Source organism: Mesorhizobium sp. P160187, assembly GCF_057766425.1.
Genome location: NZ_JBYMDX010000003.1, coordinates 1,861,629 through 1,873,940 on the forward strand (window position 1 = coordinate 1,861,629; position 12,312 = coordinate 1,873,940).

Sequence of the window (12,312 nt, forward strand, 5' to 3'; positions counted from 1 at the left end):
GCCAGCGTCGCCCAATTAGTGCCTGCAAACTAACCCAAAAACACCCGCTCGAACGCCTGCTTCCCCGGCGGTGAAAACACCACCGCGCGGCTGTCCTTCTCCCGCCTTGCCCATTTCTCCGACAGGATCTTGTCCAGAATAGCCGCGCCGAGCGTTCCCGCGAGGTGCGAGCGGCGCACGCTCCAGTCGAGACAGGCTCGGCAGACCGGCCGGCGCGGCTTGGCGCCGACATCGATGCCGATGGCGGAAAAATGCGATGCTGCCGACGGCCCGAGCCTGATCTCCCCCGGCCGGATCTGCCCCGGCCGGATCTCCCCGAGCCTGATCTCATTGTCGTCGCGCAACAGGATGCCGCGCGCGACGAGGCGGTCGAGCATCGCCACCGCATGTTCGCCGGCGAGGTGGTCGTAGCAGACACGGGCGACGCGCATGGCGCCGTCGCGCGGGCCGGGCCGCACCCGCTTGGGGCCGACCGCTTCGGCCACCCCGGTGATCGCCTCGATCATGCCGGCCACCTGCGGCCCTGCGAGGCCGTAATAGCGATGCCGGCCCTGGCTGGCCAAAGTTAAAAGCCCGCCCTCCATCAGTTTCGACAGATGCGAGGACGCCGTCGGCAGCGACACGCCGGCCTCCAGCGCCAGTTCGCTCGCCGTCAAAGCCGTGCCGCCCATCAGCGCATTCAGCATGTTTGCCCGCGCCGGATCGCCGACCAGGCTGGCGATGCGGGCAATGTCGGGTCCTTCACGCATAGTTAGGCCTCCATCGAAGCATTCTCGTCAGATAAGCATTATTGTCGGGCGGGATCAAGGAGAACGCCGATGCCAACCGCTTCCGCCCCACTCGCCAGCCGCCGGCCGTTCCCGTTCGTCACCTGGCTGCAACGGCGGCTTCTCGCCCGCTGGTACGACCGCCATCTGCAGCGGCTAGACCTCGCGGAGGTCAACGACCATCTGCTGCGCGATCTCGGCCTGACCCGTGAGGATGTGCGCCGCGAATGCGCAAAATCCTTCTGGCAGGCCTGACCGCCAGCGCTTTTGCTTAGCAGACCCTGCGGCACAACGTTTCGATGCCGCTCGAACTATCGATGCGAAACCCAAGGAGATCACGATGACCATCACCTGCTTCATCCGCTATGAGATCGACCCGTTCGCAAGGCGGCGTTCGAGCAATATGCCAAGGCCTGGGGCCAGGCGATCCCGCGCTGCGGCGCCGATTTGATCGGCTACTACGCACCGCACGAGGGCTCGGCCACCACCGCCTACGCCGCCTACAACATCGACAGCCTGGCCGCTTACGAAGCCTACCGAGCCCGGCTCGCCGCCGATCCGGCGGGCAAGGCCAACTACGAATTCGCCCGCCGCGAAAAGTTCATCTTGAAAGAAGACCGCATCTTCCTGAAGCTGGTGTCGGGGCCGCATGGACCGCGGCAGCTGTTCCAGACCGCGGTCAAGGAGGAAGCATGATCGCTGTCATCTTCGAGGTGCAACCGGCTGAGGGAAAGCGCGATGCCTATCTCGGCATCGCCGCCAACCTGCGGCCGCTGCTCGACGGCATAGACGGCTTCATCTCGATCGAGCGCTTTCAGAGCCTCGTCGACCCCAACCGCGTCCTGTCGCTGTCCTTCTGGCGCGATGAGGAAGCGGTGAAAGCCTGGCGCAACACGGAAGAGCACCGGCAGGCACAGCAGGCCGGTCGCGGCGGAATATTTGCCGGCTATCGGTTGCGGATTGCGAATGTGGTGCGGGATTATGGGCTGACGGAGCGGGATGAGGCGCCTAGGGATAGCAGGGCGGTGAATGGGTGAGGCTCCCCTTCTCCCCTTGTGGGAGAAGGTGGATCGGCGCGATAGCGCCGAGACGGATGAGGGGTGTTCCAGCGGAGTGAGGCGTTGGTGTTTTCTGGAACACCCCTCATCCGACCTCGCTTCGCGAGGCCACCTTCCCCCACAAGGGGGGAAGGAGAGGAGCTACGCATTCCCGATCAGCACCCCGGCCGCAAACACCAGCGCCCCGCCCAGCACCACCTGAAACGCCGCGCGCAGGAACGGGGTTTGCATGTAGCGGTTCTGCACGAAGGCGATCGCCCACAATTCGAAGAACACCACCACGGCCGCCACCGCCGTCGCCGTCCAGAAATGCGGGATGATGTAAGGCAGCGCGTGGCCGAGGCCGCCCAGCGTCGTCATGATGCCGACAGTCAGGCCGCGCTTGATCGGCGAGCCGCGGCCCGACAGCTTGCCGTCGTCGGAAGCGACCTCCGTAAAACCCATCGAAATGCCGGCGCCGATCGAGGCGGCAAGGCCGACCAGCAGCGTCTGCCAGGTGTCATGGGTTGCGAACGCGGCGGCAAAGATCGGCGCCAGCGTCGACACCGAGCCGTCCATCAGCCCGGCCAGCCCCGGCTGCACATAGGTCAGGATGAACTGGCGCTGCTCGGCGCTTGCCTCCTCGTCCTTCACCTCGCCCGGCACAAGTTTCTGCTCCAGCCGATGCGCCGAATTCTCATGGCTTTGCTCCGCCGCTGCGAGGTCGTTGAGCAGTTTTCGGGTCGAGGCGTCGCTGGTGCGCTTGGCCGCTTCGACATAGAAGCGATAGGCTTGCCGCTCCATCTCTTCGGCTTGGCGCCGCACATGCTCGATGCCCAGCGGCCGCACCAGCCAGTCGGGCTTGCGCTCGTAATAGCCTTTCACGTGCTCGCGGCGCAGCAGTGGAATGCGCTCGCCGAAACGCTTGCGGTGGAGCTCGATCAGCGCGTCGCGATGGCCGTCTTCCTCCGCCGCCATCGCCTCGAACACTTTCGCCGATTGCGGAAAACTGTCCGCCAGCCCGTCGGCATAGGCGCGGTAGATGCGCCCGTCATCCTCTTCGGATGAAATTGCCAGGGCCAGGATCTCCTGTTCCGACAGCGTTTCGAAAGGACGGCGGCCGAAACCGAAGACACGGGAAAGCATGAGAAATTCACCCCAGTTTAGAACAATTCTAAACTAGGCGCTGCAATCTCCGCGGTCAATCACCGGTCAAGAAATGTTGAAGCGCCGGATTGCAACGCGCCCTTCATTATCGGCAAATGTTCACCTATATTGTCGCGACACGCAAGCGAAAGGCATGAGCAAGATGACGGCAAAGCCGCATGACCACTTCGATCCGAAACCCGTCCTCGATCTGATCGCCAGCATCGAGGCCGATTTGCAGCGGCTGAAAGGCCTGGTCGAACAGCAGGTCGAAAAATTCGACCCCGCCAATCCGCACAACAAGGCGCCCGACGGCAAGCTGACCGAGGAGGGCGTCGAATGCTGCTACCGCCTGTTCGACGAAGGCAAGTCGCGCTACTCGGTCGCCCAGCAGATGAAGATCTCGTTTGCCGCCGCGACGCACCGGTTCAACTCCTGGCGCAAGGCGGGCGGGCCGAAGCGTCAGAGGGCGTTGCTGGGGTGAGAGGCGAAAGCCGAAGCGACATCTGATCTCCCCCCTTGAGGGGGAGATGCCTGGCAAGGCAGAGGGGGGTCGGTCCGACCGGGCTCGACGTCCTGCGCGGCAGATGGAGGGCTAGCGCTTCACGCGCGGCGACCCCCTCTGTCGCCTTCGGCGACATCTCCCCCTCGAGGGGGGAGATTAGCAGCTTCGCCCGCCCTAAGGCACCAGTTCAATCTCTTCCGTCTCGCCGCCATTGCAGGTGTAGCAGCAATCCTCGCATTTTTCCTTGTTGTTGGGGCCGACGCCCCAATAGGTTCCCTCGTCGCCGTCGACCCAGGCGCCGTAGCAGATGGACTCGCCTTCGTTGCACGAGACCGGGATCTGCTTGGTCTCGCCATCGTCGAGATAAAAGTCCTTGTCGTTGCCCGGCCAGACATAGTCGCGGTCCTGGCTGTAGAGCTCGAGGCGCATGGCGTTGGGATGGCTGTTCTTGACGGCAAAGGTGATGTCGGCGGCGTGAGCGGCCGGCGCAAACAGCGCGGCAAGCGAGAGCGCAACGACGATGCGGCGCGTGATGGTGAAAGACATTGAAACCCCCGAGGCAAATCGGCCCCCCGGCCGAGGGGGGTTAGCATCGCATGATGGCGGCTGAGATTGAAGGGCAGTCTCTGACTGATTTTGGGGAGATTGGCGGAGATGGGCGATCGTAATCTCCCCCCTTGAGGGGGAGATGGCCGGCAGGCCAGAGGGGGTCGGTCCGACCGGGCTCGACTTTCTGCGCGGCAGATAGAGGTCAGCGCTTCACGCGCAGCGACCCCCTCTGTCGCCTTCGGCGACATCTCCCCCTCAAGGGGGGAGATCAGCAGCTTCGGCGCCTCACTCACCTACCCCACAAACCCCACTCTCTTGTGGCGCCGTCGCAAAACGGCTTGTTGGCGGAGTGGCCGCAGCGGCAGAGAAAGGTGCGGGTGGTGCGGTCGATCGTGTGGCCGGTGCCGGTGACGATCTCGGCATTGCCTTCGACCTTCAATGGCCCGTTGGTGGTGGGCGTTATGGCGAGCCTGCCGTTGCGCGCGTCCAGCGTCGCCGGCGCGTCCTTCAGCGGCGGCTCGCCGGTGGCTGTGAAGCCGGCCTTGATGTGGCTGTTGTCGCAGAACGGCTTGTTCTGCGAGGCGCCGCAGCGGCAGAGCGTGGCGCGAAAGAAGCTCTCGTCCCCCAGCACGATCTCGGCATGGACGGCCAGCGGCCCGTTCTCGCGCAGCCGCACGGTGTTGACCACCGGCGGCTTCTCCTGCGGCCCGCCATCCTTCCTCAGATAGCCGATGGCGCCGGACGGACAGTTTTCAGCCAGCGTCACGACCTGCTCGACGCTTGCCGCCTCGGGGTGGATCCACTCGCCGGGCGCATTGGGCACGAACACATGCGGGCTGCCGAGCACGCAATTGCGCGAATGGATGCAACGCTTGCCGTTGAAGGAAACGTCGATCTTCTCGCCTTCGACCGTGCCTGCCATGGAGCTCTCCTCGTGGTGGGTGACAAGAGGCTAGGGCGGTGGCGGCAAGGGCGTCAAGCTCGCCGGGAGGCGGCCGACTTTGAAGGGCGCTCTCTGCCTGAATTTGGGATGATTGGCGAAGGTGGCGAAACTGCTGATCTCCCCCCTCGTGGGGGAGATGTCCGGCAGGACAGAGGGGGGCGCGAAGGATCGCCGACGTCTCACCTAGGTCGATCTGGAAACGCGTGAGGTAGTAGGTTTTGCTATCGACGGATAGCTCGGCGGGACAGCGCCCCCCTCTGCCTTGCCAGGCATCTCCCCCACGAGGGGGGAGATCAGCAGCCTCGGCGCCGGCGCTACTCCACCAGATCGATCGTCTCGGTCGTCTTCTCCACGCAAATGAAACAACACGTATCGCAAGGCTGGTCATTATCCGGCCCGACGCCGGCCGAAATCGCATCGTTGCCATTCACCCAGGCGCCGTAGCAGATGTTCTCGCCCGGATTGCACGAGATCGGCACCGATTTCTGCGAGCTGGGCTCGATCAGAAACACCTGGTCGCCGCCCGGCCACGACATCTTGCGATCACGGCTGAACAGCTCCACAGCCACAGCCTGCTTGCGCAAATTCTTGACGAAGAACGCCATATCGGCGGCATGCGCCGGCGTGGCGATGAGGAGGGCGGCAAGGGTGAGGCGGAGCATGATGGGGGTTTCCGAATCGGAGATGCGAGGGTCGCACGGTCAAGGGAGAAGCGCCACATGCGGAATGGCTGGCCTTCTCCGATTGCGGGGTCGAAGGGCGGGGCGAGACCCGTGGCTCGCCCCCGGGCGGTGGATCAGCGCGGAGGCAGGATTCAACCAGGTCAAGCTCGATGGCGATCCCGCTAATTGTCAAAATTATAGAAAGTCGGATAGTATCGGTGAAGCAATCTATAGCTTTCGACGGCCGCCTTCATATCCATCGCCAAAATGTTATCGGACGGTCCAAAAGGTAGACTGCTCATAATTCGTACAGGAGAATGTTTAATTCGTCGGTCAATGAAGTATTTCTCTCGAAGTGATAGATCTGGAACATCTATCATCTGGATCTTGTTCCAATCCTTTGAAATATGTTTCCAATTTCTATATGCGTCAGGCAATCGACCTTCCGTCCGCGCCCTGACAGCGCAGGTCACGGTCAGCATCCTGTCACCGTCGGCGTAACTCGTCGCCAGAACCGGTACGATTTTTATCTCAGGCCTGTGCTTCAGGGCTCGCTCTGCTGCCATCTTGACGGCACCAGCAAGCAACGGAGCAAGGTCCCTGGGTTCTATGGACTCAAGAACTGATGGAAGGTACTCCTTGATCTGCCGTTTGAGTTTGTCTGCCGCCATCGCAGCAAGGTTTGGGTACTTCTTCTTCTCGTTTTCGTCGTATTTTCCAAATTTTCGATATTCCGCATTGAGAGTTATTCTAAACAAATCTCCGGGATCCAAACGAGAAAGAATCTGCTCTGCCTGCTGCAGCTGCGAGCGCCGCTCCTTTGACGACATGAAATCAAGCCAGATAACAACACTTCCCCCGTCACGCAATTCATCAAGATGCATGTGAAGATCACTGCTATCCATCTGGCTACAAATCATCCGATCATTCGGCCTATTGAACATCTGTCTTTTGATATCATCAGCGTCGCGACCAAACGAAAAGAGCTTTTCGATACCAATGCGGCGATACACCGAGTGATGATCATGGAGAAACGTCGCACCCATTGATATGTACGCGTAATTCTTCGCGCCCCTCTCACCAACAGCACAACCGATCAAATCGACGAACATCATTCGGTCGACAAACTTGTTTGGCCGCAGCTGGAATGGCGGGAGCCGCCGCGCCTCCGTATCGTCGGCGATCATAACTGCGCCCTCTTGGCGTGAGCAAGAGTCTGCTCGAAACACTCCTCGCCGACGTCCGAAGGCGTTCTTACTTCGTTGAACAAATATTGCGAAACGATCTCTATTTCAGATCGCTTCCTCGAGAAAGATATCCGACGCTCTTCGCCGTCAGCCGGCGGAGCCGGTAAAACCGGTTTATATTGTATCGCGCCGGTCTTTGAGTTCCGTTTTCCAACTTTTGACTGCGCAAGATTGACGTCAACGACAGCGTCAACTTTCTTTGCGTCCCTGAAAAACTTGGAAGTGTCAGCGACGCGCCCCTTCCACCTATTTGTAAATGCGGTAAATATCTTGATCGCGCTGGAGCAGACGTCAACAGCATGATCGTACACTTCCGATTCCATCTCGATACCAGTTTTCGTGGTAGACACCGGCAATGCACTTGCATCGTTGCTCAAAAACGACATGACTCCGCTTATCGCCATAAACTGATTGTGGAACTTTGGTACTGTTCTTGTACCCCAACCCGTCCTAAAGGTCGTGTCGTTGTGTAGTATGACCCGATCATTGCAAACAACCGATATGCCCGAGTCCTCCCGCGTCCTAGGAGCCTCTTGCTCGTTTTCTATCTCTTCCAACCGAGGAAGCGGCCTGTGAAATCCAACTGTGACCCTTATCGTTACGCCCTTCAAATAAGTGCTATAATCAAACGGGTTTATACCTGATTTGCCGCTGTTGGACGTGAACAGCCGAAGGGTATCAGGCGGGACTGTCGCGCCGTTTACCTCTATAGCAAAGCCCTTTAGTATAACGTAACCAAAATGCCTTGAGATCTTAGTCTTCAGGTCTTCTACAAACGACTCGTTCGTAAAGCTTTTGCTCGCTTCCGGCCTGAGGCTATCGACTGATACTTTAACCCCCTTTTTGGGCCTCGGCCCGCTTTTGCTGATCGGCAAATCCCACTGCTGATCAGTATCCGTCGATTCATCATCCATCCACGCCTTGGTGTAAGCGATTCTCCGAAATCCATCGAGGGAGCTCGATTCCACAGTCGCCTCGCGGCCCATTTTGAAGATCGCCCGCTTCATCCCAATTCCATACATTCCTATGGTTGGGATATCGCTATCGAGTTGCGTCTCAGGTCGCCCCAGCCGAAAGGCCGCATCAATCCGATTGTCCGGGATTCCTCCACAGTTATCTTCGAGGATGAACGTTCCCCTGGATATCTTCAATTGCGCTTTGAAGCCGGTGTATGGCGTTTTGACAGTTCCACCTTTCTTTTGACTACGCATGGCTCCGTCCACGCTGTTGTCAATCAGGTCGAGAATCGCATCGTCCAGATCGATATCTCGCGTAAGCATGGATACAAAAAAACGTTTGGTTGGTCCCCCGTACAATGTCGCGGTGCCCCCCCCGTTTTTAGCGGCTGACGGAATTGCCATTCTCCCCTCCCGGTTTCGACGATCATTGCAACAGGATACATTAATAGACAAGCAGACGGCTGTTTGCTGTATCGGAAATTGTGGATCGCAAGGATTACGGGTATTGGCTATTCCGTAAGAGTCGGAGAGTTTCGATTGAATACGGTAGTTGATCTTTTTTGCGGCTGTGGCGGCCTCTCCTTGGGGGCGGCGAACGCAGGCCTTTTTCCCGCTGTTTCGATCGACGTGGATCGAACTTTGTCGTCCGCCTACGCGCTAAATTTTCCGCATTCAAAAATTCTGAATGAAGATCTGTTGACGCTGGACCCAGCGAGTTTAGCTCATTTTTTGGGAAGCGACCGCTTGACGGCGATCTTGGGCGGACCACCGTGCCAAGGCTTTAGCGTAATGGGCAGGCGAAAAGTGAACGATCCCCGCAATGCATTGTTGCTGAGTTACTTCAGGAACGTTGCCGCTCTGCGACCTCGGTTTTTCTTTATGGAGAATGTTCCCGGGCTTATGGAAGAGACAAATAGGGGCGCGCTTGATCGAGCGCTCGATATTCTTCCGTCTAGCTACAAGGTACTTGATCCGCTCATTTTGGATGCGGCCGACTACGGAGCGGCCACATCTAGACCAAGACTTGTGGTCATCGGCTACGATCCGAGCGAGATGGATCATTTGACGAAAGCGGACCTTGTTGCTGCCAAGGTGGGGTTAAGGCCGACTGTAAGAGACGCAATCGGTGATTTGCCGGGACCAACTGTAAAAGATGAGTGGGTGCCTTATCCAGCCAAAATTGTGCCGACAGAGTATGGAACGAGGATGCGGCGGCCACCTCCCGAACAGCTGGGATCGAAATTAGCCATCGAGAAACTGGCTCAGGGACTGATAAGCGGCTTCCAGCCAACTGTGCACACGGTTGCTGTTGAAGAACGTTTTGCAAAACTTGAGGCCGGGAGACGCGACAAGATCAGCAAGTATCCCAAGCTCTCTTGGGAGCGATCCGCCTATGTGCTTCGGGCAGGCACAGGCAGTGAAAAGGGATCCTTTCAGGCAGCACGCCCAGTCCATCCGGAAGAACCGAGGGTTATAACTGTTCGTGAGGCCGCGAGAATTCAGGGTTTCCCGGATTGGTTCCAGTTCCACCCCACCAAGTGGCACAGCCACCGAATGATCGGCAATAGCGTCGCCCCCCCATTCGCAGAGGCAGTTCTAAAGGTCATTGTCTCCAAGATGGGTCTGGATAAATTTGTTCGAGCTGCATAGCTATTGGTGATGGCCGACCGACTGTCTCCAGAGCGTCGATCCGCTCTAATGTCCAAAGTTCGCGGGAAAGACACCACGCCTGAGATGCGAGTCCGTCGCTTGTTGTACGCGATGGGCGTTCGATACCGACTTCACCGGCGAGAGCTGCCGGGCAGTCCCGATATCGTAATGAATAAAAGACGCAAGGTGATCTTTGTTCATGGCTGTTTTTGGCACCGCCATCCGGGTTGCGTAAAAGCCTCTTTTCCAAAGAGCAACATCGGTTTTTGGGCAATAAAGTTCGATAAAAACATCGAACGCGACGAGCTGTCTGAACGATTACTTAAGTCGAACGGATGGGAGACGCTTACAATTTGGGAGTGCGAGACAAGGAGTATCGACGACCTCACGTCCAAACTTGAAAGGTTCCTCGCGCCCCTCAATCCCCCATCTTAAGCGCCTGAATAAACGCCTCCTGCGGGATATCCACCTTGCCGAACTGCCGCATCCGCTTCTTGCCTTCTTTCTGCTTGTCGAGCAGCTTGCGTTTGCGCGAGACGTCGCCGCCGTAGCATTTGGCGGTCACGTCCTTGCGCAGCGCCGAGATGGTTTCGCGGGCGATGACCTTGCCGCCGATGGCGGCCTGGATCGGGATCTTGAACAGATGGTTCGGGATCAGCTCCTTGAGCTTCTCGCACATCTGGCGGCCGCGCTTTTCCGCCGCCGTGCGGTGGACCAGCATCGACAGCGCGTCGACCGGCTCTTCATTGACCAGGATCGACATTTTCACCAGATCGCCTTCCTTGTAGTCGGTCAGATGATAGTCGAAGGAGGCGTAGCCCTTGGAGATCGACTTCAGCCGGTCATAGAAGTCGAAGACGACCTCGTTGAGCGGCAGGTCGTAGATCAGCATGGCGCGCTTGCCGACATAGGACAGGTCGGCCTGGATGCCGCGCCGGTCCTGGCAGAGTTTCAGGATGCCGCCGAGATAGTCGTCGGGAGTGAGGATGGTGGCGCGGATCCACGGCTCTTCAATGGCGGAGATCTTGACCACGTCGGGCATGTCGGCCGGGTTGTGCAGCTCCTTCATCGAGCCGTCGGTGAGCAGCAGCCGGTAGACGACGCTGGGTGCCGTGGCGATCAGGTCGAGGTTGAACTCGCGCTCCAGCCGCTCCTGGATGATTTCGAGATGCAACAGGCCAAGGAAGCCGCAGCGATAGCCGAAGCCGAGTGCCGCGCTGGTTTCCATTTCATAGGAGAAGGAGGCGTCGTTGAGGCGCAATTTGCCGACGGCGGCGCGCAGATCCTCGAAATCGGCGGCGTCGACGGGGAACAGGCCGCAGAACACCACCGGCTGCGCCGGCTTGAAGCCGGGCAGCGCCTGCGCGGTCTGGCGCTTGTCTTCGGTGATGGTGTCGCCGACGCGGGTGTCGGCCACTTCCTTGATCGAGCCGGTGAAGAAGCCGAACTCGCCGGGGCCGAGCTCGTCGACATTGATGCGGGCCGGCGTGAACACGCCGGTGCGCTCGACCAGATGCTTTGCGCCGGTGCCCATCATGCGGATGGTCGCGCCCTTCTTCAGCACGCCGTCGATGATGCGCACCAGCACGATGACGCCGAGATAGGCGTCGTACCAGCTGTCGACCAGCATGGCTTTCAGCGGTGCTGAGGCATCGCCCTCGCGCGGCGGCGGCAATTGGTGGACGATTGCCTCCAGCACGTCGGGAATGCCAAGGCCGGTCTTGGCCGAGATCAGCACGGCGTTGGAGGCGTCGATGCCGATGACCTCCTCGACCTGCTCGCGGATGCGCTCGGGCTCGGCGGCCGGCAGGTCGACCTTGTTCAGCACCACGACGATCTCGTGATTGTTGTCGATGGCCTGGTAGACATTGGCCAGCGTCTGCGCCTCGACACCTTGGCTAGCGTCGACGACCAGCAGCGAGCCCTCGCAGGCGGCCAGCGAGCGCGACACTTCATAGGCGAAGTCGACATGGCCGGGCGTGTCGATCAGGTTGAGGATATAGTCCTCGCCATTGTTGGCGCGGTATTTCAGCCGCACCGTCTGCGCCTTGATGGTGATGCCGCGCTCGCGCTCGATGTCCATCGAGTCCAGCACCTGCTCCTTCATGTCGCGCAGCTCCAGCCCGCCGGTGGACTGGATCAGCCGGTCGGCAAGCGTGGATTTGCCATGGTCGATATGGGCGACGATGGAGAAATTGCGGATGTGGTCGAGAGGCGTGCTCATGATGGGGCGGCTTTAGCAGGGGCGGGTTGCAGGGGCAAGCGGGGTGGCGGTGCCCTTGCCTTCTCCCCTTGTGGGAGAAGGTGGATCGGCGCGCAGCGCCGAGACGGATGAAGGGTGTTCCAGCTTGACGCCGGCGTTCTTTCACCGCCATGGCTGCAAACTGACATCCCTTACATAAGCGATTATCGTGGTGCAGACGCTGTCCATGTCTTTCAGGACATCGTCGTTCCAAAAGCGCAACACACGAAAGCCTCTCGCCTCCAGTTCCGTTCTACGGGCCTGGTCTGTCTCTGAGTCCGCATGCTGACTCCCATCGATCTCGATGATGAGGAGTGATTCAAGACAAGCGAAATCGGCGACGTATTTTCCAACAGGAACTTGGCGCCGAAATTTGATCCGATCGAGCCTGCGGTCACGTAGTTCGTGCCACAGTTTGTCTTCCGCCTCCGTCATTTCACGTCGGAGCGAACGGGCAAAGTTTCGTTTGGCAGGAGCGACGGGCTGATGTGGCATGACGTTAGATTAACCAACGTCTCACTCCGCTGGAACACCCCTCATCCGTCTCGGCGCTTCGCGCCGATCCACCTTCTCCCACAAGGGGAGAAGGCAACGACGCGTCCGCC

Annotated in this window: 14 protein-coding genes and 1 pseudogene; 6 read left to right on the forward strand and 9 right to left on the reverse strand. The window is 59.5% G+C overall.

The window, feature by feature from the left end:
• Nucleotides 1-29: 29 nt before the first annotated feature.
• Nucleotides 30-749 carry an ArsR/SmtB family transcription factor gene (locus tag AC3CCE_RS12450; RefSeq protein WP_023752377.1) on the reverse strand — a complete coding sequence of 240 codons (720 nt, stop codon included), beginning with the start codon at nucleotides 747-749 and terminating at the stop codon, nucleotides 30-32.
• A 69-nt stretch (nucleotides 750-818) separates the two neighbouring features.
• Here AC3CCE_RS12450 and AC3CCE_RS12455 point away from each other — a divergent pair, with 69 nt between their 5' ends.
• The 3 genes and pseudogenes from AC3CCE_RS12455 (at nucleotide 819) to AC3CCE_RS12465 (ending at nucleotide 1,804) form a co-directional block, all read left to right on the forward strand.
• Entirely contained in the window at nucleotides 819-1,022 is a 204-nt protein-coding gene (locus AC3CCE_RS12455; RefSeq protein WP_352520690.1) for a DUF1127 domain-containing protein, read from the forward strand.
• A gap of 85 nt (nucleotides 1,023-1,107) precedes the next feature.
• Nucleotides 1,108-1,463, forward strand: a pseudogene (locus AC3CCE_RS12460) (NIPSNAP family protein).
• Nucleotides 1,460-1,804, forward strand: coding sequence for an antibiotic biosynthesis monooxygenase family protein (locus tag AC3CCE_RS12465; protein WP_352626636.1), 345 nt, complete (start codon nucleotides 1,460-1,462; stop codon nucleotides 1,802-1,804). The pseudogene AC3CCE_RS12460 and the gene AC3CCE_RS12465 overlap by 4 nt, the downstream one beginning before the upstream one ends.
• 162 nt (nucleotides 1,805-1,966) lie before the next feature.
• Here AC3CCE_RS12465 and mbfA read toward each other — a convergent pair whose 3' ends face one another.
• Entirely contained in the window at nucleotides 1,967-2,950 is a 984-nt protein-coding gene (gene mbfA / locus AC3CCE_RS12470) for an iron exporter MbfA (protein ID WP_352626634.1), read from the reverse strand.
• Nucleotides 2,951-3,113: 163 nt separating this feature from the next.
• On the opposite strand from mbfA, the gene AC3CCE_RS12475 reads away from it, so the two are divergent.
• Nucleotides 3,114-3,434 (forward strand): hypothetical protein, encoded by a 321-nt coding sequence (locus AC3CCE_RS12475; protein WP_023681249.1) that lies wholly within the window; start codon nucleotides 3,114-3,116, stop codon nucleotides 3,432-3,434.
• A gap of 195 nt (nucleotides 3,435-3,629) precedes the next feature.
• On the opposite strand, the gene AC3CCE_RS12480 is transcribed toward AC3CCE_RS12475, so the two are convergent.
• From AC3CCE_RS12480 to AC3CCE_RS12500, 5 genes are all read right to left on the reverse strand, one after another.
• Nucleotides 3,630-4,001: a hypothetical protein gene (locus AC3CCE_RS12480; RefSeq protein ID WP_352626632.1), complete on the reverse strand. Its 372-nt coding sequence runs from the start codon at nucleotides 3,999-4,001 to the stop codon at nucleotides 3,630-3,632.
• Nucleotides 4,002-4,293: 292 nt separating this feature from the next.
• Entirely contained in the window at nucleotides 4,294-4,926 is a 633-nt protein-coding gene (locus tag AC3CCE_RS12485; protein WP_352626630.1) for a CDGSH iron-sulfur domain-containing protein, read from the reverse strand.
• Nucleotides 4,927-5,261: 335 nt separating this feature from the next.
• Nucleotides 5,262-5,609 (reverse strand): hypothetical protein, encoded by a 348-nt coding sequence (locus tag AC3CCE_RS12490; protein WP_027048718.1) that lies wholly within the window; start codon nucleotides 5,607-5,609, stop codon nucleotides 5,262-5,264.
• Nucleotides 5,610-5,791: 182 nt separating this feature from the next.
• The gene (locus AC3CCE_RS12495) at nucleotides 5,792-6,796 is read right to left on the reverse strand and encodes an O-methyltransferase (RefSeq protein ID WP_352626628.1); all 1,005 of its coding nucleotides are present in this window, start codon (nucleotides 6,794-6,796) and stop codon (nucleotides 5,792-5,794) included.
• Entirely contained in the window at nucleotides 6,793-8,217 is a 1,425-nt protein-coding gene (locus AC3CCE_RS12500) for an ATP-binding protein (RefSeq protein WP_352626626.1), read from the reverse strand. Before AC3CCE_RS12500 ends, AC3CCE_RS12495 begins: the two co-directional genes overlap by 4 nt.
• A gap of 135 nt (nucleotides 8,218-8,352) precedes the next feature.
• On the opposite strand from AC3CCE_RS12500, the gene AC3CCE_RS12505 reads away from it, so the two are divergent.
• A complete protein-coding gene (locus AC3CCE_RS12505; RefSeq protein ID WP_352626624.1) occupies nucleotides 8,353-9,465 on the forward strand; it encodes a DNA cytosine methyltransferase in 1,113 nt (370 codons plus the stop codon).
• A 9-nt stretch (nucleotides 9,466-9,474) separates the two neighbouring features.
• On the forward strand, nucleotides 9,475-9,900 hold the full coding sequence (locus AC3CCE_RS12510; RefSeq protein WP_352626622.1) for a very short patch repair endonuclease: 426 nt from the start codon (nucleotides 9,475-9,477) through the stop codon (nucleotides 9,898-9,900).
• Here the strand turns inward: AC3CCE_RS12510 and lepA are convergent.
• Nucleotides 9,884-11,689 (reverse strand): translation elongation factor 4, encoded by a 1,806-nt coding sequence (lepA, locus tag AC3CCE_RS12515; protein WP_352626620.1) that lies wholly within the window; start codon nucleotides 11,687-11,689, stop codon nucleotides 9,884-9,886. The genes AC3CCE_RS12510 and lepA overlap by 17 nt on opposite strands.
• Before the next feature lie 141 nt (nucleotides 11,690-11,830).
• On the reverse strand, nucleotides 11,831-12,202 hold the full coding sequence (locus AC3CCE_RS12520; RefSeq protein WP_352626618.1) for an endonuclease domain-containing protein: 372 nt from the start codon (nucleotides 12,200-12,202) through the stop codon (nucleotides 11,831-11,833).
• Nucleotides 12,203-12,312: the final 110 nt, after the last annotated feature.

Coding starts and splice junctions, on each gene's coding strand:
- lepA (WP_352626620.1), bottom strand. CDS start 11,689: ATGAGCACGCCTCTCGACCACATCCGCAATTTCTCCATCGTCGCCCAT.
- AC3CCE_RS12455 (WP_352520690.1), top strand. CDS start 819: ATGCCAACCGCTTCCGCCCCACTCGCCAGCCGCCGGCCGTTCCCGTTC.
- AC3CCE_RS12495 (WP_352626628.1), bottom strand. CDS start 6,796: ATGATCGCCGACGATACGGAGGCGCGGCGGCTCCCGCCATTCCAGCTG.
- AC3CCE_RS12485 (WP_352626630.1), bottom strand. CDS start 4,926: ATGGCAGGCACGGTCGAAGGCGAGAAGATCGACGTTTCCTTCAACGGC.
- AC3CCE_RS12450 (WP_023752377.1), bottom strand. CDS start 749: ATGCGTGAAGGACCCGACATTGCCCGCATCGCCAGCCTGGTCGGCGAT.
- AC3CCE_RS12465 (WP_352626636.1), top strand. CDS start 1,460: ATGATCGCTGTCATCTTCGAGGTGCAACCGGCTGAGGGAAAGCGCGAT.
- AC3CCE_RS12510 (WP_352626622.1), top strand. CDS start 9,475: ATGGCCGACCGACTGTCTCCAGAGCGTCGATCCGCTCTAATGTCCAAA.
- AC3CCE_RS12480 (WP_352626632.1), bottom strand. CDS start 4,001: ATGTCTTTCACCATCACGCGCCGCATCGTCGTTGCGCTCTCGCTTGCC.
- AC3CCE_RS12490 (WP_027048718.1), bottom strand. CDS start 5,609: ATGCTCCGCCTCACCCTTGCCGCCCTCCTCATCGCCACGCCGGCGCAT.
- AC3CCE_RS12475 (WP_023681249.1), top strand. CDS start 3,114: ATGACGGCAAAGCCGCATGACCACTTCGATCCGAAACCCGTCCTCGAT.
- mbfA (WP_352626634.1), bottom strand. CDS start 2,950: ATGCTTTCCCGTGTCTTCGGTTTCGGCCGCCGTCCTTTCGAAACGCTG.
- AC3CCE_RS12520 (WP_352626618.1), bottom strand. CDS start 12,202: ATGCCACATCAGCCCGTCGCTCCTGCCAAACGAAACTTTGCCCGTTCG.
- AC3CCE_RS12500 (WP_352626626.1), bottom strand. CDS start 8,217: ATGGCAATTCCGTCAGCCGCTAAAAACGGGGGGGGCACCGCGACATTG.